The organism is Nocardia sp. NBC_00511 (assembly GCF_045161165.1).
Classification (GTDB): Bacteria; Actinomycetota; Actinomycetes; order Mycobacteriales; family Mycobacteriaceae; genus Nocardia.
Map to the genome: position 1 here is coordinate 5,900,434 of NZ_CP107849.1, position 18,533 is coordinate 5,918,966.

Annotated in this window: 13 protein-coding genes; 3 read left to right on the forward strand and 10 right to left on the reverse strand. The window is 68.9% G+C overall.

Going from position 1 to position 18,533, the window contains the following annotated elements; all coding sequences use genetic code 11:
- Positions 1 to 52 precede the first annotated feature (52 nt).
- Together sucD and sucC are read right to left on the reverse strand one after the other, a co-directional pair.
- On the reverse strand, positions 53 to 967 hold the full coding sequence (gene sucD / locus OG300_RS27790) for a succinate--CoA ligase subunit alpha (protein WP_405485979.1): 915 nt from the start codon (positions 965 to 967) through the stop codon (positions 53 to 55).
- Positions 968 to 981: 14 nt separating this feature from the next.
- A complete protein-coding gene (gene sucC / locus OG300_RS27795; RefSeq protein ID WP_405485980.1) occupies positions 982 to 2,148 on the reverse strand; it encodes an ADP-forming succinate--CoA ligase subunit beta in 1,167 nt (388 codons plus the stop codon).
- Between the two features lie 426 nt (positions 2,149 to 2,574).
- Here sucC and OG300_RS27800 point away from each other — a divergent pair, with 426 nt between their 5' ends.
- A complete protein-coding gene (locus OG300_RS27800; RefSeq protein WP_405485981.1) occupies positions 2,575 to 3,885 on the forward strand; it encodes a M23 family metallopeptidase in 1,311 nt (436 codons plus the stop codon).
- A gap of 79 nt (positions 3,886 to 3,964) precedes the next feature.
- Here OG300_RS27800 and pgi read toward each other — a convergent pair whose 3' ends face one another.
- Positions 3,965 to 5,605 carry a glucose-6-phosphate isomerase gene (gene pgi / locus OG300_RS27805; RefSeq protein ID WP_405485982.1) on the reverse strand — a complete coding sequence of 547 codons (1,641 nt, stop codon included), beginning with the start codon at positions 5,603 to 5,605 and terminating at the stop codon, positions 3,965 to 3,967.
- A gap of 79 nt (positions 5,606 to 5,684) precedes the next feature.
- Between pgi and OG300_RS27810 the strand changes: the two genes are divergently transcribed.
- A complete protein-coding gene (locus OG300_RS27810) occupies positions 5,685 to 7,136 on the forward strand; it encodes an NAD-dependent succinate-semialdehyde dehydrogenase (protein ID WP_405485983.1) in 1,452 nt (483 codons plus the stop codon).
- Between the two features lie 164 nt (positions 7,137 to 7,300).
- On the opposite strand, the gene OG300_RS27815 is transcribed toward OG300_RS27810, so the two are convergent.
- Positions 7,301 to 7,606, reverse strand: coding sequence for a chorismate mutase (locus OG300_RS27815; RefSeq protein WP_405485984.1), 306 nt, complete (start codon positions 7,604 to 7,606; stop codon positions 7,301 to 7,303).
- Positions 7,607 to 7,930: 324 nt separating this feature from the next.
- Here OG300_RS27815 and pcrA point away from each other — a divergent pair, with 324 nt between their 5' ends.
- Entirely contained in the window at positions 7,931 to 10,366 is a 2,436-nt protein-coding gene (pcrA, locus tag OG300_RS27820; protein ID WP_405485985.1) for a DNA helicase PcrA, read from the forward strand.
- Here the strand turns inward: pcrA and OG300_RS27825 are convergent.
- From OG300_RS27825 to OG300_RS27850, 6 genes are all read right to left on the reverse strand, one after another.
- Positions 10,356 to 10,769 carry a nuclear transport factor 2 family protein gene (locus OG300_RS27825; RefSeq protein ID WP_405485986.1) on the reverse strand — a complete coding sequence of 138 codons (414 nt, stop codon included), beginning with the start codon at positions 10,767 to 10,769 and terminating at the stop codon, positions 10,356 to 10,358. The genes pcrA and OG300_RS27825 overlap by 11 nt on opposite strands.
- Before the next feature lie 43 nt (positions 10,770 to 10,812).
- Entirely contained in the window at positions 10,813 to 12,384 is a 1,572-nt protein-coding gene (locus tag OG300_RS27830; protein ID WP_405485987.1) for an HD domain-containing phosphohydrolase, read from the reverse strand.
- Between the two features lie 26 nt (positions 12,385 to 12,410).
- Positions 12,411 to 15,092 (reverse strand): LuxR C-terminal-related transcriptional regulator, encoded by a 2,682-nt coding sequence (locus tag OG300_RS27835; RefSeq protein ID WP_405485988.1) that lies wholly within the window; start codon positions 15,090 to 15,092, stop codon positions 12,411 to 12,413.
- Positions 15,093 to 15,388: 296 nt separating this feature from the next.
- Positions 15,389 to 15,739: a DoxX family protein gene (locus OG300_RS27840; RefSeq protein WP_405485989.1), complete on the reverse strand. Its 351-nt coding sequence runs from the start codon at positions 15,737 to 15,739 to the stop codon at positions 15,389 to 15,391.
- A gap of 114 nt (positions 15,740 to 15,853) precedes the next feature.
- Positions 15,854 to 17,236, reverse strand: coding sequence for a DUF1731 domain-containing protein (locus OG300_RS27845; RefSeq protein WP_405485990.1), 1,383 nt, complete (start codon positions 17,234 to 17,236; stop codon positions 15,854 to 15,856).
- 76 nt (positions 17,237 to 17,312) lie between these two features.
- Positions 17,313 to 18,398: a CaiB/BaiF CoA transferase family protein gene (locus tag OG300_RS27850; protein ID WP_405485991.1), complete on the reverse strand. Its 1,086-nt coding sequence runs from the start codon at positions 18,396 to 18,398 to the stop codon at positions 17,313 to 17,315.
- Between the last annotated feature and the right edge of the window lie 135 nt (positions 18,399 to 18,533).

The following is an 18,533-nucleotide window of genomic DNA, read 5'->3' on the forward strand; positions in this document are numbered from 1 at the left end:
ACCACCCCTCGCCCTGTGCCCCGCTGCTGTCGAGCAGCGGGGCACGAGAACATCAAGCGCTGATGCTTGCCTTCTCCAGGATCTCGCGCGCCAGGGCGGCGGTCTCGGACGGGGTCTTGCCGACCTTCACGCCCGCGGCCTCGAGGGCCTCCTTCTTGCCCTGCGCGGTGCCCGCACCGTCGGAGACGATGGCGCCGGCGTGGCCCATGGTCTTGCCCTCGGGGGCGGTGAAGCCCGCGACGTAGCCGACGACCGGCTTGGTGACGTTGGCCTTGATGTAGGCCGCGGCCCGCTCCTCGGCGTCGCCACCGATCTCACCGATCATCACGATCAGCTTGGTCTCGGGGTCCTTCTCGAACGCCTCGATGGCGTCGATGTGGGTGGTGCCGATGACCGGGTCGCCGCCGATGCCGATGGCGGTCGAGAAGCCGAAGTCGCGCAGCTCGAACATCATCTGGTAGGTCAGGGTGCCCGACTTGGAGACCAGGCCGATCGGACCCTTGCCCGCGATGGTGGCCGGGGTGATGCCGACCAGCGACTCACCCGGGGTGATGATGCCGGGGCAGTTCGGGCCGATGATGCGGGTCTTGTTGCCCTTGTCCACGTTGTAGGCCCACGCGTACGCGGAGTCCTGCACCGGGATGCCCTCGGTGATGACCACGAGCAGCGGGATCTCCGCGTCGATGGCCTCGATGATGGCGTCCTTCGAGAAGGCCGGGGGCACAAAGGCGATGGAGGTGTCCGCGCCGGTCTTCTCGATGGCCTCGGCCACGGTCGCGAAGACGGGGAGCTCGACGGTGTTGCCGTCCTTGTCCACGTGCGACACGGTGGTGCCGGCCTTACGGGCGTTGACGCCGCCGACGACGTTGGTGCCCGCCTTCAGCATCAGCGCGGTGTGCTTGGTGCCCTCGCCGCCGGTGATGCCCTGGACGATGACCTTGTTGTCCTTGTTCAGGAAAATAGACATGTTGGTTCGTGTCCTTACTTGGCCGCGGCCAGTTCGGCGGCCTTGTCGGCGCCTTCGTCCATGGTCTGGGCGAGAGTCACCAGCGGGTGGTTGAAGTCGGCGAGGATCTTGCGACCTTCCTCGACCTTGTTGCCGTCGAGGCGCACGACCAGCGGCTTGGAGGCGGTGTCGCCGAGGGTCTGCAGCGCGCCGACAATGCCGTTCGCGACCGCGTCACAGGCGGTGATGCCACCGAAGACATTCACGAAAACGCTCTTGACCTGGGCGTCACCCAGGATGACATCGAGGCCCGCGGCCATCACGGCCGCCGAGGCGCCGCCGCCGATGTCGAGGAAGTTGGCCGGCTTCACGCCGTCGTGGTTCTCGCCGGCGTAGGCGACGACGTCGAGGGTCGACATGACCAGACCCGCGCCGTTGCCGATGATGCCGACCTCACCGTCGAGCTTGACGTAGTTGAGGTCGTTCTCCTTGGCCTTGAGCTCGAGCGGGTCGGTCGCGTCGATGTCGGCGAAGTCCGCGTGCTCCGGGTGGCGGAACTCGGCGTTCGCGTCGAGGGTGACCTTGCCGTCGAGGGCCAGGATCTCGTCGTTGGGGGTGCGGACCAGCGGGTTGACCTCGACCAGGAGGGCGTCTTCCTGAATGAAGACTTCCCACAGCTTCTGGATGGTCACGGCGGCGACATCGAGGATGTCGGCGGGCAGGTGGCCCTGCTCGGCGATCGAGCGGGCGAACGCGAGGTCGACACCCTTGACGGCGTCGACGGAAACCTTGGCGAGGCGCTCCGGCTTGGTGGCGGCGACCTCTTCGATCTCCATGCCGCCTTCGACCGAGCACATGGCCAGGTAGGTGCGGTTGGAGCGGTCCAGCAGGAAGGAGATGTAGTACTCCGACGCGATGTCCTTGGCCTCGGCTACCAGGACCTTCTTGGTGATGTGACCCTTGATGTCCAGGCCCAGGATGTTCTGGGCGTGGGTGAAGGCGTCCTCCGGGGTGGCGGCGTACTTCACGCCACCGGCCTTGCCACGGCCACCGGCCTTGACCTGGGCCTTGACCATGACCGGCTTGCCGATTTCTTCCGCGATCGCACGAGCTTCCTCGGCATTATCAGTGACGCGGCCCTCGGACGAGGGCACTCCGTGCTTCACGAAGAGTTCCTTCGCCTGATATTCGAAGAGATCCATGTACTCACCGTCTCGTCTGCGTTGTTGTGACAACGACTTGGTTGGCGGCCCGTTTCAAGAGGCGGGTCGGCTCGGACTCTAATCAGTCACATGGAGCGGAAATCAGCCGCATACAGCCTAAGTGGCGCAGGTCACGGTACTGTCTCTGACGCGGCAAAAGCCCTTGTCAATGCTACTCGTGGGTAGCTTGGAAACGCCGTGGCAGCTCGAGCACACGAATCCCGCAGAGTGACACCGACTACTACGGCGTGTCGTCGAAAAAGCTCACTCGGTTACCCGCAGCACAGTGCGCAGATTCCCGATCGACAAGTGATGAATGTCACACGTTCGTGTCGAACCATGTCCATCGCTTGCTGACCTGCAATCGTTTCGTTACCGTCGATGCGGTCGATGTCACAACCCGGTCACGACAGGAGGACGGCAGGCTTGAGCGAGAGTCCCTTTCCCTCCGCGCACCGCCCCCGACACGGGCACCGGTACCGCGAGGAAGCCGAGCACCTCGGCGGCGCCACCACCTTCGACAACCCGCAGGCCACCATCGGCGCGGTCGCGCACGGCGACTGGAACGCCACGCAGGCCTGGAACGCTCCCGCCGAACCGCAGCAGTGGCACTCCGATGCCGACTGGAACGGTGATCAGGCCTGGGACGCGACGCAGTACCTGCAGCCCGAAACCAGCTGGGACGGCGGGCAATCCACCTGGGGCGAGCAGCCGCAGTGGGAAGCCGCCGCCGAATGGCATCAGCCCAACGGCGAGTCCGGCGAGAACTGGGACAGCCAGACCACGGTGAACGGCTGGGCCGCACCGAATCCCAGCGACTGGGCCGGGCAGTCCCGGACCAACTGGGATCCCACCGCGGACCCGACCCCCTCCGACGAGTACCGGCCGGTCTACACCTTCCGTACCGCGTCCGGCGAGAACCTCACCTTCTCCGGTGACGGCGCGCGCCTGGATCACAAGAAGCGCGACAAGGATTCCGCCGCGGCCGAGTCCCGCTCCGGCGGCAAGCGCCGTGCCGGTGGCTCGCATCGCGTTCCCGCTCCGCCCACCGCGCTGAAGGGCCGCGCCGCGGTCGTCGCCGTGGCGGCCGGTGCGGTGGTGGCGGCCGGTCAGGCTTCCATCGAGTCCTCGGCGGCCAAGCCGGAGACCGTCGACTACCAGGCTCAGGTCAAGGAAGTCGCCGCGACGCAGGTCGTCGGCGAGCCGGCCGCCCCCGGTTCCCCGCAGGTGCTCACCCCGAACGCTCCGGCCAGCCTGGACCAGTTCGGCGACATCCTGCAGAAGGGCCAGAAGTTCGCGTCCGACCTGGCCAATGCCGAGGCGTCGAAGTTCCGCCCGCTGTGGACCAAATTCGCCAACGGCACCTTCACCTCCGGGTTCGGTGTCCGCTGGGGTGTGGCCCACCAGGGCGTCGATATCGCCGCCCCGATCGGCACCCCGATCTACGCGGTCGCCGACGCCACCGTCCTCGAGGCGGGCCCGGCCTCCGGCTTCGGCATGTGGGTGCGCCTGCTGCACGACGACGGCACCGTCACCATCTACGGCCACATCGACACCGCGGTGGTCACCGCGGGCCAGCGGGTGCTGGCCGGTGACCAGATCGCCACCGTCGGCAACCGCGGCTTCTCCACCGGCCCGCACTGCCACTTCGAGGTCTGGCTCAACGGCGTCGACAAGATCGACCCGCTGCCCTGGCTGGCCTCCCGCGGCATCTCCCTCGGCCCCGAACGGGATTGAGCCGCAACACAGGTCTGTAGATACGAAAACGCTCGGCCGGATTTCTCCGGCCGAGCGTTTCTCGTTTCGGGGCTCGCGGTCAGTGCCGGTGCGACCGGTACCAGCCGACCAGGGCGTCGGTGGAGGAATCGCCCTGGGAGGCAGGGCTTTCGGCGGAGGTGAGCAGCGGCTCGAGTTCGAGGGCCTGCTGCTTGCCGAGCTCCACGCCCCACTGGTCGAAGCTGTCGATGCCCCAGATGGCGCCCTCGGTGAAGACCTGGTGCTCATAGAGCGCGATCAGCTGTCCGAGGACGGAGGGGGTCAGCTGGGGGGCCAGAATGGCGGTCGTGGGGCGGTTGCCGGGCATCACCTTGTGCGGCACCAGGTTCGGGGCGGTGCCCTCGGCGGTGATCTCCTCGGCGGTCTTGCCGAAGGCCAGCACCTTGGTCTGCGCGAACAGGTTGCTCATCAGGATGTCGTGCATGCTGCCCACGCCGTCCATGGTGGCCAGATCGTCGGTGGGACGGGCGAATCCGATGAAGTCGGCCGGGACCAGGCGGGTGCCCTGGTGCAGCAGTTGATAGAAGGCGTGCTGACCGTTGGTGCCGGGCTCGCCCCAGAAGATCTCACCGGTCGAGGTGGTGACCGGAGTGCCGTCCGCGCGAACGGATTTGCCGTTCGACTCCATGGTCAGCTGCTGCAGATAGGCCGGGAAGCGGGCCAGGTCGTTGGAGTACGGCAGCACCGCACGCGACTGCGCGCCGAAGAAGTTGGAGTACCAGACGCCGAGCAGCCCGAGCAGCGCCGGACCGTTCTCCTCGAGCGGCGTGTTCCTGAAATGCTCGTCGACAGTGTGCATTCCGGCCAGGAACTCGGCGAAGCGCTCCTTGCCGATCACCGCCATCACCGACAGTCCGATGGCCGAGTCCACCGAGTAGCGGCCGCCGACCCAGTCCCAGAAGCCGAACATGTTGGCGGTGTCGATGCCGAAGTCCGACACCCGCTGCGCATGGGTGGACACCGCGACGAAATGCTTTGCGACAGCGTCCTCCCCGAGCGCGGCCACCAGCCAGCGCCGAGCGGCGGTGGCATTGGTGAGCGTCTCGAGGGTGGAGAAGGTCTTGGAGGCGACGATGAACAGGGTGGTGGCCGGGTCCAGGCCGTCGAGCTTCGAAACCAGGTCCGCCGGATCGACATTCGATACGAAGCGGGCGGCGATCCCGGCGTCGGCGTAGTGCCGCAGCGCCAGATACACCATGGCGGGCCCCAGATCCGAGCCGCCGATGCCGATGTTCACCACGGTGGTGATGCGTTCACCGGTCGCGCCGCGCCACTGTCCCGAGCGCACCGCGTCGGTGAATTCGCCCATCCGGCGCAGCACTTCGTGCACGTCGGGTTCGACGTTCTCGCCGTCCATGGTGACCGTCGCCCCGGCGGGCGCGCGCAGGGCCACGTGGCCGACCGCGCGGTCCTCGGAGGTGTTGATGCGTTCGCCCGCGAACATGGCGTCGCGGTGCCGTTCGACCTCGGCGGTGTGCGCCAATTCGACCAGCAGGTCCAGGGTTTCGCGGGTCACGCGATGTTTCGAGTAGTCGATGTGGAGGTCGCCGACCTGCACGATCAGCTCTCGTCCGCGTTCGGGATCCTCGGCGAAGAACTCACGCAGATGCCGCCCCGCGAGAGACGCGTGGTGGTCCTGCAGTTTCCGCCAGACCGCCGATGCGGTGATGTCGCTGCTCACCTTCGCGAGGTTACAACGTCCCCGAGGCAACGCGCAGGTAACAACGGTAATGGTGTGGCCGGGTGCCTAGGCTGGCTGCATGGTGTCTGAAACCGAGCTACTTTCGACCATTCCCACCCGACTCTGGATCGGCGGACCGGTGGACGCCACCGGTGGCGCGACGTTCCCGGTGCACAATCCCGCGACCGGCGAGGTGATCGCGAACGTCGCCGACGCCACCCCCGAGGACGCGCTGCGCGCCCTCGACGCCGCGGTGGCCGCGCAGGCCGACTGGGCCGCCACCCCGGCCCGGCAGCGCGGGGAGATCCTGCGCGCGGTATTCGAGGCGATCACCGCGCGCGCCGAGGAGTTCGCGCTGCTGATGACCCTGGAGATGGGCAAGGCACTTCCGGAGAGCCGCAACGAGGTTCGCTACGGCGCGGAGTTCTTCCGCTGGTTCAGCGAGGAGGCGGTGCGCGTCCACGGCCGTTATCAGCCCGCCCCGGCCGGGACCGGACGGATCCTGGTGCACAAGCAGCCGGTCGGCCCGTGCCTGGCCATCACGCCGTGGAACTTCCCGCTCGCCATGGGGACTCGCAAGATCGGCCCGGCGCTGGCGGCGGGCTGCACCATGATCGTGAAACCGGCGGGCGAGACCCCGCTGACCATGCTGCTGCTGGCCCAGCTGTGCAGCGCGGCGGGTCTGCCCGACGGGGTGCTGTCGGTGATCACCACCTCGCATTCGAGTGCCGCGACCGCGCCGCTGATCAACGATCCGCGTTTGCGCAAGCTGACTTTCACCGGTTCGACCCTGGTGGGCAAGAAGCTGGTGGAGCAGTCCGCGCACGGCCTGCTGCGCACCTCGATGGAGCTGGGCGGCAATGCCCCGTTCGTGGTGTTCGACGATGCCGATATCGATGCCGCGGTGCAGGGTGCGGTGCTGGCCAAATTGCGCAACGGCGGCGAGGCCTGCACGGCCGCCAACCGTTTCCACGTCCAGAATTCGGTTCGCCAGGAATTCACCGACAAACTGGTCGCGGCCATGGCCGAGTACAAGCTGGGCAACGGTGTCGATCCGGAGACCACGCTGGGCCCGCTCATCAACGCCGATCAGCTCGACACGGTCAGCGAGTTGGTGGACGACGCGGTGAGCACGGGTGCGCAGGTGGCGCTGGGTGGCAAGGCGCCGGGCGGCCAGGGCTGGTTCTATCCGGCGACGGTGCTGACCGATATCCCCGCGCACGCCCGCATCCTGAAGGAAGAAGTTTTCGGCCCGGTTGCCCCAATTGTCGGTTTCGAGACCGAGGCAGAGGGCCTGGCCGCCGCCAACAACACCGAATTCGGGCTCGTCGCATACGTTTACACGCAGAGCCTGGACCGGGCCCTGCGCGTGGCCGAGGGCCTGGAGACCGGCATGGTCGGCGTGAACCGCGGTGTCATCTCCGATCCGGCCGCACCCTTCGGCGGAGTGAAGGAGTCCGGCTTCGGCCGCGAGGGCGGTTTCGAGGGCATCGATGAGTACCTGAACATCAAGTACATCGCCCTGCCCTGATCCGGACAAAAAACAACCGCCCCGGGGTGGATAGACACCCGGGGCGGCTCGGGAAAGCTGCATCCGTGGCACGCATGCAGCAAAGCTCTAGGCCGTGTTCACGGCACACCGCTCGGTACATCGGTCCGAGCGGTCGCCGGTGTTAACACGATCGCCGAATTCGGTCAGTGACCGAGGCGTCCCCGCCCCAGCCGCAGCAGCAGCATGGCGAGAGTGTGGCCCTCCTGGCCCAGTTCGCTGAAGCGCTCCAGCACCTTCATCTCGCGGGAGTGCACGAGCTTCGGCCCGCCATTGGCCATTCGGGTCCGGCCGATGATGCGCGAGACCTCGGTCCGGCGTTTGATCGCGGCAAGGATCTCGGCATCGAGCTTGTCGATCTCCTTGCGCAGCTTTTCGATCTCTGCCTCGGAAGGCAGGGCGGAATCCGACCCGGTGGCAGGCTCGGTGGTTCCCGTCGTCGAGATGCTCATACTTTCAACTCCTCGTGGTCCAGAACGTCGATCGGCAGGTGGACCCAACCTGTTACCAATCTGTTCTTCACCAAGAAAAAGGGCGGGTCGTCAACGAACCATTGTCCCCCCAGGATCGGGCTGAAGCGCAATGCGTCGCGCGCAGGCCGGTCATGGCACGAGTCTGCCACGCATCGTGAGCTATGCAAAACAGGTCTGTTTGTGAAGATCCTGAGTTTTCGCGCCGGCTCGGATTCACCGGAAGTTCGCCGGACCGGCACTTATCGGACACCTGTGCGATCCGACCCGACGTCTGTCGGTGGCCGCCGGTAGCGTGGATGGGCGATGAACACGACGGTGGCAGTGGACGAACAGAAGACCGGGCAACTGCTCGAGGGGTTGAATCCGCAACAGCGTGCCGCGGTGATGCACACCGGCACTCCGCTACTGATCGTGGCGGGCGCCGGATCAGGCAAAACAGCGGTGCTGACGCGTCGCATCGCCTATCTGCTGGCCGCGCGCGGGGTGCGCCCGAGCGAGGTGCTGGCGATCACCTTCACCAACAAGGCCGCCGCCGAGATGCGCGAGCGGGTCGCGGGTCTGGTCGGCCCGCGAGCGGCCGGGATGTGGGTGTCGACCTTCCACTCCAGCTGTGTTCGCATTCTTCGCACCCAGGCCGGGTTGGTGCCCGGCCTCAATTCCAACTTCTCCATCTACGACGCCGACGACTCGCGCCGCCTGCTGGCCATGATCAGCCGGGATTTCGAGATCGACGCCAAGAAGTACACGCCGCGACTGCTGGCGACGGCGATCTCGAACCTCAAGAACGAGCTGATCGGCCCGGAGCAGGCCCAGTCGGACGCCGATACCGAGGACAGTGAGCTGCCGCGCATCGTGGCCAAGATGTTCGGTGAGTATCAGCGCCGGTTGCGCGCGGCCAACGCACTGGACTTCGATGACCTGATCGGTGAGACGGTGTCGGTGCTGCAGCGGCATCCGCAGGTCGCCGAGTACTACCGGCGGCGCTTCCGCCACGTGCTGGTCGACGAGTACCAGGACACCAACCACGCGCAGTACACGCTGGTGCGCGAGCTGGTCGGCCATCACCTGGGCGAGGACGCCGAGGACCGGGTGCCGCCCTCGGAGCTGTGCGTGGTGGGTGACGCCGATCAGTCCATCTACGCCTTCCGCGGCGCGACGATCCGCAATATCGAGGAGTTCGAGCGCGACTTCCCGGACGCGGAAACCATTCTGCTGGAACAGAACTACCGTTCCACCCAGCACATTCTGACCGCCGCCAACGCGGTCATCGCCCGCAACGAGGGCCGCCGCGACAAGAAGCTGTGGACCGATCACGGCGACGGTGACCTGATCGTCGGCTACGTGGCCGACAACGAGCACGACGAGGCCTCGTTCGTGGCCCGCGAGATCGACCGCCTGATCGATCAGGGTGACTACAACTACGCGGATGTGGCGGTCTTCTACCGCACCAACAACAATTCGCGCGCCCTGGAGGAGATCTTCATCCGGATGGGCCTGCCCTACAAGGTGGTCGGCGGCGTCCGCTTCTACGAGCGCAAGGAGGTCCGCGATGTGGTGGCCTATCTGCGCGTGCTGGAGAACCCCGACGACGCGGTGAGCCTGCGCCGCATTCTCAATACGCCGCGCCGCGGCATCGGTGATCGCGCCGAGGCGTGTGTGGCGGTGCACGCCGAGCAGCGCGGCATCGGTTTCGCGCAGGCGCTGCGGGATGCCGCGGAAGGCAAAGTCGCACTGCTCAATACGCGTTCGCAGCGGGCCATCACCGGTTTCCTGGAGTTGATGGACGAGGTGCGCGCGGCGGGCGTGCAGGCGGATCTGGACTTCCCGGATGTGGGTTCGGTGGTGGAGGCGGTGCTGGATCGCAGCGGCTACCGCGCCGAGCTGGAGGCGTCCGACGATCCGCAGGACGGCGCCCGCCTGGACAACCTGAACGAACTGGTCAGCGTGGCACGGGAATTCAGTTCCGAGGCTCGCAACAATGTGGAGGCGGCGCGCGCGGAGGGCCTGCTGCCCGAGCAGGCGGAGGGTGAGCCGGAGCCGGGTTCGCTGGCCGCGTTCCTGGAGCGGGTGTCGCTGGTGGCCGACGCCGATCAGATCCCCGAGGAGGGTACGGGCGTCGTCACCATGATGACCCTGCACACCGCGAAGGGCCTGGAGTTCCCGGTGGTCTTCGTAACCGGTTGGGAGGATGGCCAGTTCCCGCACATGCGGGCCCTGGGCGATCCCGCCGAGCTGCAGGAGGAGCGCCGTCTGGCCTACGTCGGCATCACCCGCGCCCGCAAACGCCTGTACCTGACCCGCGCGGTGGTGCGCTCGGGTTGGGGTCAGCCGGTCTCGAATCCGGAATCCCGCTTCCTGCAGGAGATTCCGGGCCATCTGATGGATTGGCAGCGCCTGGAGCCGACCCCGTCGCAACAGCGCGGTTTCCGCCGTCGCGGCGAAGACGATGGCATGGAACGGGATTGGACGCGCGGCGACGGCTGGTCGGAGCAGCGTCCCGGCCTGCGTGATCGCGGTGAACGCCGTCCGGCTCCCGCCGCCGCGGCAGCGGGTGGCAAGCGCAACAACACCGGTCTGGTGCTCGCGGTGGGTGATCGGGTCAGCGACGACAAGTACGGTCTGGGCCGGGTGGTCGCGGCGGAGGGCTTCGGCGCGTTGGCCACGGTCACCATCGATTTCGGCACCGCGGGCAAGATCCGCCTGATCCCCCAGTTCAGCCGGACCCTGATCAAGCTCTGACCGGCCGGTCGGGCTGCCAGCCCGAGCAGACCAGGTCGAGGGTGTCGACGCGGTCGGTGACGGTGGCGAAGACGTGTTGTTCGGCGGTGCGGCCGGTTTCGCCGGTGCCCGCCGGGTTCATGTGGACGCGCCAGCGCAGATAGACGCGTTCGCCCACCTGTCCGATGGCGGCGTCGACGACTTCGAATTCGTCGGGGCCGCCGAACCATTTCTCGAACTGTCCCGCGACCGCGTCGGGTCCGGTCAGTTCGAAGGGTCCGGGAGGGACCAGGGCACGGAAGCGCACCTGCGTGCCGAGGCAGGTGGCCAGCGTCGGAAAGTCGCGGCGCACAAGGGAATCGAGCAGTGTCGCGGCGGCGGGCCAGGCGCTGTCGGTGGGCTGGGTTTCGAGGTGTGTGGTCATGCCTCTGTTCTACGTCCGCGCCGGGTCCCGGCACATCTGTCGTTCACCCGATCTTCGGGTCCGCTGCCTCCGCGTCGACGAGGCCGTGGCGCATGGCGAACATGGCGGCGGCTCCGCGGGTGCCGACGCCGATCTTGCGGTAGATGTGTTCGATGTGGCTGCCCGCGGTGCGCGGGGTGATCGAGAGTGCGGCGGCGATCTCCCGATTGGTGCGTCCGCGCACCAGCAGGGCGAGCACCGTCACCTCCCGTTCGGTCAGTCCGGCGACCGTGTTCAGCCGCCGGGGCGGCCGATGTCCGGCGGCATCCAGGATCGCCCGTACCGCAACGGAATCCAGTCGTCCGTCCTCGGCCTCGGCGATGAGCAGGCGGGCGCGTTCGGGCCCGGGCAGCGCGACGCGATGCGGCCGGTCCTCGCCGAGCGCCTGATACACCTCGGCCGCCGCGAGCAGGCGGGCCGGGAACGGGAGGGCCGCGCCGGGTAGCCCGCGCGGGTATCCGGAACCGTCGAGCCGTTCGTGGACGAGGGCGGCGAGTGCGCCGAGCGGGGCCAGTCGCGGCTGCCGGGACAGGATGCGTTCGGTCAGGTAGGGCGCGGTGCGGACGTGTTCCCAGTCGAGGTCGGAGAGCGGGCCGGGTTTGGCCCAGATGCCGGCGGAGACGCCGATGACGCCGAGCCTGGAGACCAGGGCGGCGCGTTCGATCAGGTTCACGTCGTCTTCGGGCAGGCCGTGGCGGCGGGCGGCGGTGGCCGCGAGGACCGCCAGTGCGCGTGAATGTCCCAGGAACCAGGGCGATTTCAGGTCGGCGTAGTCAGCGAAGGTGTGCAGGGCCGCGGTGAGTTCGAGGTCGGTGAGGGCGGGGCGCAGCGCTGGGCACCCGGATACGACGGTGCTCCAGGCGTCGACGGTGGCGAGATCACCGAAGAGGGTTTCGGCGTCGCGGCAGCACAGGTCGACGAGTTCGGGATCGAATTCGGTGCCGCTGCGGGCGCGCAGCAGGGTCACGACGGCGGGGATGCCGCCGGTGCGCCAGGAGGCTTCGCTGTCGTCGGCGATCTGCACGATTCGCATGACGGGTTCGATTTCGGGTCCGGGCAGCCTGGTGGGCACGCCCTTGCCGTCCCAGCGTTCGAAGGCCTGGGGCAGTGCCCGCCGCACCTGGTCGGGCAGGCCGAGCCGGTCGGCGATGTCACCGGTCGTCTCGCAGTGCGTCACAAAGGAATTCATGACCTCGCGGAAGCCGCCGGCGAAGAACCGGCCGAGCAGGGTGATACGCCGCAGCCCGCCGTCGGCGGCGAGGTGCCCCAGCAGGAATCGCATGGTGGGCACGGGGGTCAGGTCGACCTGGTAGCTGTCGGAGCGCAGCTGCCGGTCGTCGCCGAACCAGCGGGCCATTTCGTGGGAGTCGGCCACGCAGCCGACCCAGGCCAGCAGCGATACGTAGAAGGCCGCGCCCTGGTCGGCTTCGGAGAGTCCGGCTGCCCGGGCGAGCCGGGTGGCGATCACCGTCTGCCGCAGCACGTGCTCCTGGGGCTGGCCCAGACCCAGGTCGGTGGCCAGTGACAGCGCCGCCACCAGTTCCGCCAGTCGCACTCCCGCTCGCGGTGAGTCCACCCCCTCAAACTAGTCCTGCGGACAGGTCAGGCGAGGTCGAGTCGGGCGAGTTCCACCCGGTTGTTGACGCCCAGTTTCGGGAAGGCCCGGTAGAGGTGGTGGGCGACGGTTTTCGGGCTCAGGAACAGCTGGGCGGCGATTTCCTTGTTGGTGGCGCCGACGGCGGCGAGGCGGACGACCTGGAGTTCCTGGGCGGTGAGGACGGCGGCGAGGTCGTTCTCGGGTTCGGGGACCGAACCCTCACCGGCGGCCCGGAGTTCGTTGCGGGCCTGGTCGGCTCGGGGTGTCACGCCGAGCCGGTCGAAGGTTTCCAGGGCGGCGCGCAGGTGGGTGCGGGCCTCGCCGAGGCGGCGTTCGCGCCGTAGCCATTCGCCGTAGACGAGGGCGGTGCGGGCGTGGTCGTAGCGGCGGTCGGCTTCGGCGTGCAGTTTGAGGGCCTGCGCGAATTTCTCGCCGTCGCCGTGGATCATGGCTTGGCAGCGCAGCAGCAGGGCTTCGGCCCAGGGCTCGGCGAGTGCCGTTGCCCAGGAGTCGATTTCGGCGAGAGCGGCGGCGGCACGTTCGGGGCGGCGGGCGCGGGCGGCGGCTTCGACGAGGTCGCTGAGCAGTTCGGTCCATTGCCCGTGCGCCAGGTTGGGTTGTTCGTGCAGGGCGGTGAGCCGGGCCAGGGCGTGTTCGTAGCGGCCCGCGCCGAGGTCGACAACGGCCAGCGCCCATTCGAAGTGGGTGGTGTCGATGGCGTTGCGGTCGCCGGGTGCGGCGTCGAGGTTGCGTTCGGCCAGTTCCCGGCAGCGCCTCTCGTCGCCGCGGATGGCGGCGGCGAAGGCGAGCACGCCTTCGGCCCCGACCACCCGATTGTGCTGGCCGATATCGGCGGCGACGCGGGCCACCTGGGTGGCGGTGGCCTCGGCCTCCCGGAAGCGACCCAGGATCATCTCGGCGATGGCGAGGGTGCCGCCCACGGACGGGTACCAGCCGATCATGCCGCGGGCGAGCACCAGGTCGACGAGTTCGACCAGCAGCAGGCGGGCGTGCGCCATATCGCCGATGAGCGCGGCCTGCAGGACGAAGGCGAGCCGGATGCCGATGGCGTCGACCGGCACGGTCCGGCTGAATTCGACATTGGCCCGGATCAGCGCGATCCCGGCGGCCAGCTCGCCGTCGAAGACGGTGCGGGCCCCGCGCAGTGCGGCCAGCGGTGCGGCCTCCTCGGGCAGTGGCAGGGCGGCCAGCCGTGCGCCGATGGCGTCGAAGGCGGCGCGGTCGCCCGCGGTGAGGGCGATGCGGCCCGCTTCGACGAGAAACCAGGCGGCGCTTTCGGGTTCGTGCTCGGCCATGTCGACGGCCGCGGCTTCGGCGAGGCGGCGGGCCTTGCCGAGGGAGCCGTCCTCGAAGTCGATGCGGGCGCGCACGCCGAGGATCCGGGCGCGGTACACGGGTTCGGGATCGAGTGCCTCGGTGGCGGACGCGAGTCGCAGGGCGCGTGCGGTGAGCCCGGCTTCTGCGGCGGTTTCGACGGCCAGCACCAGTCGCCGGGTTCGGGCGGCGAGGTCTGGTGTGAGCCAGGCGGCGCGTTCGAAGGCGACGGCCGCCGAGGCGTGCCCGCCGCGCTGCTGCGCCTGTATCGCGGCGGATTCCAATGCGGCGGCGACGTTTTCGTCGGGTTCGGTGCTGGCGGCGGCGAGGTGCCAGGCGCTGCGGGCGGGGTCGGCGGCGAGCACGTCGGCCAGTGCGGCGTGCACGGCGAGCCGCCGGGTGAAGGATGCCCCGTGGTAGGCGGCGGAGCGGCGCAGCGGATGCCGGAAGCTGACGCGCCGTTCGGTGACGGTGAGCATGCCGGATTGTTCTGCCTCGGCGAGGGATTCGGCGTCGAGGCCGAGGCGTCGCAGCGCGCCGAGCACCAGTGCGAGATCGCCGGTTTCCTCGGCGGCGACGACCAGCATGGCGGTGCGGGCGGCGGCGGAGCAGGCGGCGATCTCGCGCTCATAGCCGGTTTGCAGGCGCAGCGGCAGTGGAAGTGGTTCGGCGGGTGAGGCGTCGAGGTCCATGCGCGGGAGTTCCAGCAGTGCCAGCGGGTTTCCGGCGGCGTCGCCGAGTACCCGGCCGAGTCGTTCGCCGGTGAGTCCGGGCCAGCGGTCGGCGAGCAGTGCGGTGGCGGCGGTGGAATCCAAGGGCTCCATCCGCAGTTCGGGTAGCCCGGTGGCAGTGAATTCGCGGCGACCGGCGAAGAGCATGGCGATGTTCTCCGCGCCGAGCCGCCGGGCGGCGAAGCACAGCACGTCGAGGGAGGGGCGGTCGAGCCACTGGGCGTCGTCGATGAGGCACAGCACCGGGATGTCGGCGGACAGTTCGGCGAGCAGGGTGACGGTGGCGACGCCGACCAGGAAGCGGTCGGTGCCCGCGGATTCGCACAGGCCCAGCGCGCAGCCCAGGGCGCGGGCCTGCGGCGCGGGCAGCAGGTCGAGGTGTTCGAGTGTGCCGCTGAGCAATTGGTGCAGGCCCGCGAACGGCAGTTCGGATTCGCATTCGATGCCGGAGCAGCGCAGGATGCGCCAGCCCGGCCCGGCCGCCGTGGCCGCCTGGTTCAGCAGTGCGGATTTGCCCTCGCCCGCGTCGGCCGTGATGGCCAGGACGCCGCTGCTGCCTTGCGCGGCGGCCGTGAGCAGGGTTCGGATCTGCCGCAGCTCGTGGTCGCGACCGTACAGCACATGCCACAACCTATTGCCCCGGGCCATATTTCGGCAAACTTGCGGCTGCCCCCGGTTTCCGGGGCAGCGCGGGTGGCGTCCGCGGCCGCCCCGAAAGCCGGAAGGTCGAGCGCTACAGGATGGCACCGCCGTCGAACGCGCCGGGCAGGGCTGATTCGGCCGCGGTGCCGACGGGCCGCGTCAGGGGGGATTGGGCGGCCCGCTTCCTGTGTGACCGATCGGGTCACTGTTCGATGCTGCGCCGGAAAGTCCCGGCGCGGTATCGGTCGAATTCCTTAATGCTGCCGAAGTTTTCGTCAGTGCAGGGCGGCGAGGGCCAGGGTGGCGGCGGCGAGGGCGAGGAATCCGATGGGGAAGGCGATATTGTGCACCACCCGGGTGCGCAGGTGGACGAGCACGGCCAGCAGGTAGAAGACGGTGAGTCCGATCGCGGCCGCGACGCCCAGGTGCCGCCAGGCCACCAGCCCGCCGATCAGGCCGAGCGCTCCGGCGGTCTTGCACGCGCCGAGGAACGGCAGCAGGGCGGGCGGCAGGCCGATCTCGCCGAGGTTGTCGCGCACGAATTTCGCCCCGGCCAGGGTGGCGACGCCTTCGACGGCATTGGCCGCGATCGCGATCAGGGTGACGACGACATAGGCGATGAACATTTCGGCTCCCGGCTGAATTCTCGAGGGTGTCTCTCGGAACCCAGCCTCGATGGCTTCGCCGGGGAGCTCCAATACCTGTTGCCATAACCGATGGTTATGGCAACAGTCGGGCGGTCAGCGGGGCAGCAGGTCGGCCAGCGCCTCGTCGATGGTCGGGTAGCGGAAGCGGAACCCGTTGTGGCGCAGCACCTCCGAGGTGGCGTGCCGCCCGGTCAGGCCGAGCGCGGGGTCGGTGCGCAGGAAGATCGCGCCGGCGGTGAGCGCGGGTGCCGGGGTCGGCGGCGACCAGGGGCGGCGCAGCTGTCGTCGCAGCGCGGCCATGAGTTCCTTGTTGCGGACGGGGAAGTCGGTGGCGGCCACCACGATTCCGTTCGGCAGCGCGACGCGCGGGTCGAGCCCGAGCCCCGCCCGCACGATGGCCAGCCAGTCCTCGAGGTGGATCCAGCTGAACCACTGCCGCCCGTTGCCGACGCTGCCGCCCAGTCCCGCTTTCGTAAGGGCGGCAAGGCGTTTCATGGCGGGCGCGTCCGGGTCGAGAACGATGGAGGTGCGCAGGATGGTCCAGTGGGTGGCGTTCGCGCCCTCGAAGGCTTCCTCCCACGGCCGGGCCACCCCGGTCATCTGCGGCAGGCCGGGATCGGGCAGCGGCGTCTCTTCGGTGCACCGGATTTCACCGGCGTCGGCCCAGATGGCGGTGGTGCCGGCCTGGATCCAGTAGTCGACGGGGTGGTCGAGCCCCTTCGACGCGATCACCAGCGCCCGCGTGGAATCGACTCGGCTGCGGCGCAATTCGGCGATATTGCGGGCGGTCGGGCGGCAGTCGACGAGCTTGCCGGCGAGGTTGATCACCGCGGTGCGGCCGGGGTTCTTCAGCGCGTCGGCCCACGCACCGACGGTGCGGCCGTCCCATTCGTACTGCGGGTAGGGCAGTTCCGGGGCGGTCCGGCGGGTGAGGATGACGGGCCGCTGCCCGCGACAGGCGAGATCGGCGGCCAGTGTCCGCCCCAGAGCGCCGGTGCCACCGGCGATCACGACGGTGAGCGCGTCTGCGGCGGGCCGCAGTCCGGCCAGCTGCGCGAGCCGGGCGAACGCGGTGTGGGTGTCGGCCTGCACCGGAGCCCCGGCGACCTTGCGGAAGACGGCGGCCGAGGCCCCGGTGAAGGTGAGCTGCTGTCGGAGTTCGGTGCCGCCGTCGCGCGGAGTCAGGGTCCAGCGCAAGCGCATGGTGCCCGCGGGCTCCGGCTGCTCCAGGGTGAGTTCCCGATCGGGCACGAAGGTGGCGATGGTGAACGGTGCCGCGAAGCGCCCGTGCACGGCCTCGCTGACGCGCCCGCGCGGCAGATAGTCGCCGGTGACTCCGGCCGCCGGTGCCCCGTGCAGGGTTACCGACCCGACGGCCGGATTCCAGTCGGGCCAGCGGGCCGGATCGCCGAGCACCGTCCACAGCTGCCGCGGCGGGAGGGCGATCCACTGGGTGTACGTCGTTGTACGAGGCATGACTCGACGCTATAACCGCGATGATCAGCCCGGAAGCGTGGCGTTGATCGCACTGTGCGCCCGCCCACGGATGGCACTACGCCCAGACTTCGCCGAGCGGGGTGAATTCGGTCGGCGGCGCGGCCGGGGTCGGTGGTGCGGTGCGGGAGAAGCGCGGGGCCGGGGCGGGTTGCAGCATGCCGTCGATTTCGACGAGTGATCCACGGGCCCTGAGGTGTTCGTCGGCGGCGGCGTCGGTCCAGGTGCGGATGGGGGTGACGCAGGCGTCGACGCCGTCGAAGAGGGCGGCCCATTCGTCCTGGGTTCGGGCCGCGAACTTCTCGGTGAATACCTCGCGCAGCACCTCCTGCCCGGTCGGATCCATTTGGCGCGGCAGCGATTCCGAGTCCAGTTCGAGTACTCGGAGCAGTTCGGCGTAGAACTGCGGTTCGAACGCACCGACGGCGAGGTACTTGCCGTCCGACGTCTGATACGTGTCGTACCAAGCCATTCCGGTGTCGAGCAGGTTGGTGCCGCGCTCGTCGGACCAGGCCCCGCCCTGATGCAGGATCCACAGTGAATGCGCCAGCGTCAGCGCCCCGTCCACCATGGCCGCGTCCACGATCTGCCCCTGTCCGGAGCGTTCCCGCTCGAACAGCGCGGTGATGACGCCGAGCACCAGGAACACCGACCCGCCGCCGTAATCGCCGAGCATGTTGACCGGCGGCACCGGCCGCTCCCCCTTGCGCCCGATGGCGTTGAGCGCCCCGGTCAGCCCGATGTAGTTGATGTCGTGCCCGGCCCGATCGGCCCGCGGCCCGTCCTGCCCCCACCCGGTCATCCGCCCGTAGACGAGTCGCGGATTGCGCGCCAACGCCTCCTGCGGTCCGAGCCCGAGCCGTTCCACGACGCCCGGCCGATACCCCTCGATGACCACGTCGGCCTTGTCGATGAGCCCGCGCACCGCCTCGATATCGGCGGGATCCTTGAAGTTCGCCTGCACGATGGTCCGGCCCCGCAGCTGCGCGCGCATCGGCCCCTTGGCCGACCCGTCCCCCGGCCGCTGCACCCGCACCACGTCCGCGCCGAGATCGGCGAGCATCATCCCCGCGTGTGGCCCGGGCCCGATGCTCGCCAGTTCCACGATCCGCACCCCGGCCAACGGCCCCTTCGACGCGCTCATGCGCAACCCCTTCGATTTACCGCCAAGACCTCAAAAGTAGAACACGTTCTACTTTTCCGCACCATTCCACGAGACCGCCGTAGCCCCTGAACTCGGGTCTGGAGACAAGGCGTCACGCCCTCTACCGTCGCTGCC

Coding starts and splice junctions, on each gene's coding strand:
- sucD (WP_405485979.1), bottom strand. CDS start 967: ATGTCTATTTTCCTGAACAAGGACAACAAGGTCATCGTCCAGGGCATC.
- sucC (WP_405485980.1), bottom strand. CDS start 2,148: ATGGATCTCTTCGAATATCAGGCGAAGGAACTCTTCGTGAAGCACGGA.
- OG300_RS27810 (WP_405485983.1), top strand. CDS start 5,685: ATGGTGTCTGAAACCGAGCTACTTTCGACCATTCCCACCCGACTCTGG.
- OG300_RS27815 (WP_405485984.1), bottom strand. CDS start 7,606: ATGAGCATCTCGACGACGGGAACCACCGAGCCTGCCACCGGGTCGGAT.
- pcrA (WP_405485985.1), top strand. CDS start 7,931: ATGAACACGACGGTGGCAGTGGACGAACAGAAGACCGGGCAACTGCTC.
- OG300_RS27825 (WP_405485986.1), bottom strand. CDS start 10,769: ATGACCACACACCTCGAAACCCAGCCCACCGACAGCGCCTGGCCCGCC.
- OG300_RS27840 (WP_405485989.1), bottom strand. CDS start 15,739: ATGTTCATCGCCTATGTCGTCGTCACCCTGATCGCGATCGCGGCCAAT.
- OG300_RS27845 (WP_405485990.1), bottom strand. CDS start 17,236: ATGCCTCGTACAACGACGTACACCCAGTGGATCGCCCTCCCGCCGCGG.
- OG300_RS27850 (WP_405485991.1), bottom strand. CDS start 18,398: ATGAGCGCGTCGAAGGGGCCGTTGGCCGGGGTGCGGATCGTGGAACTG.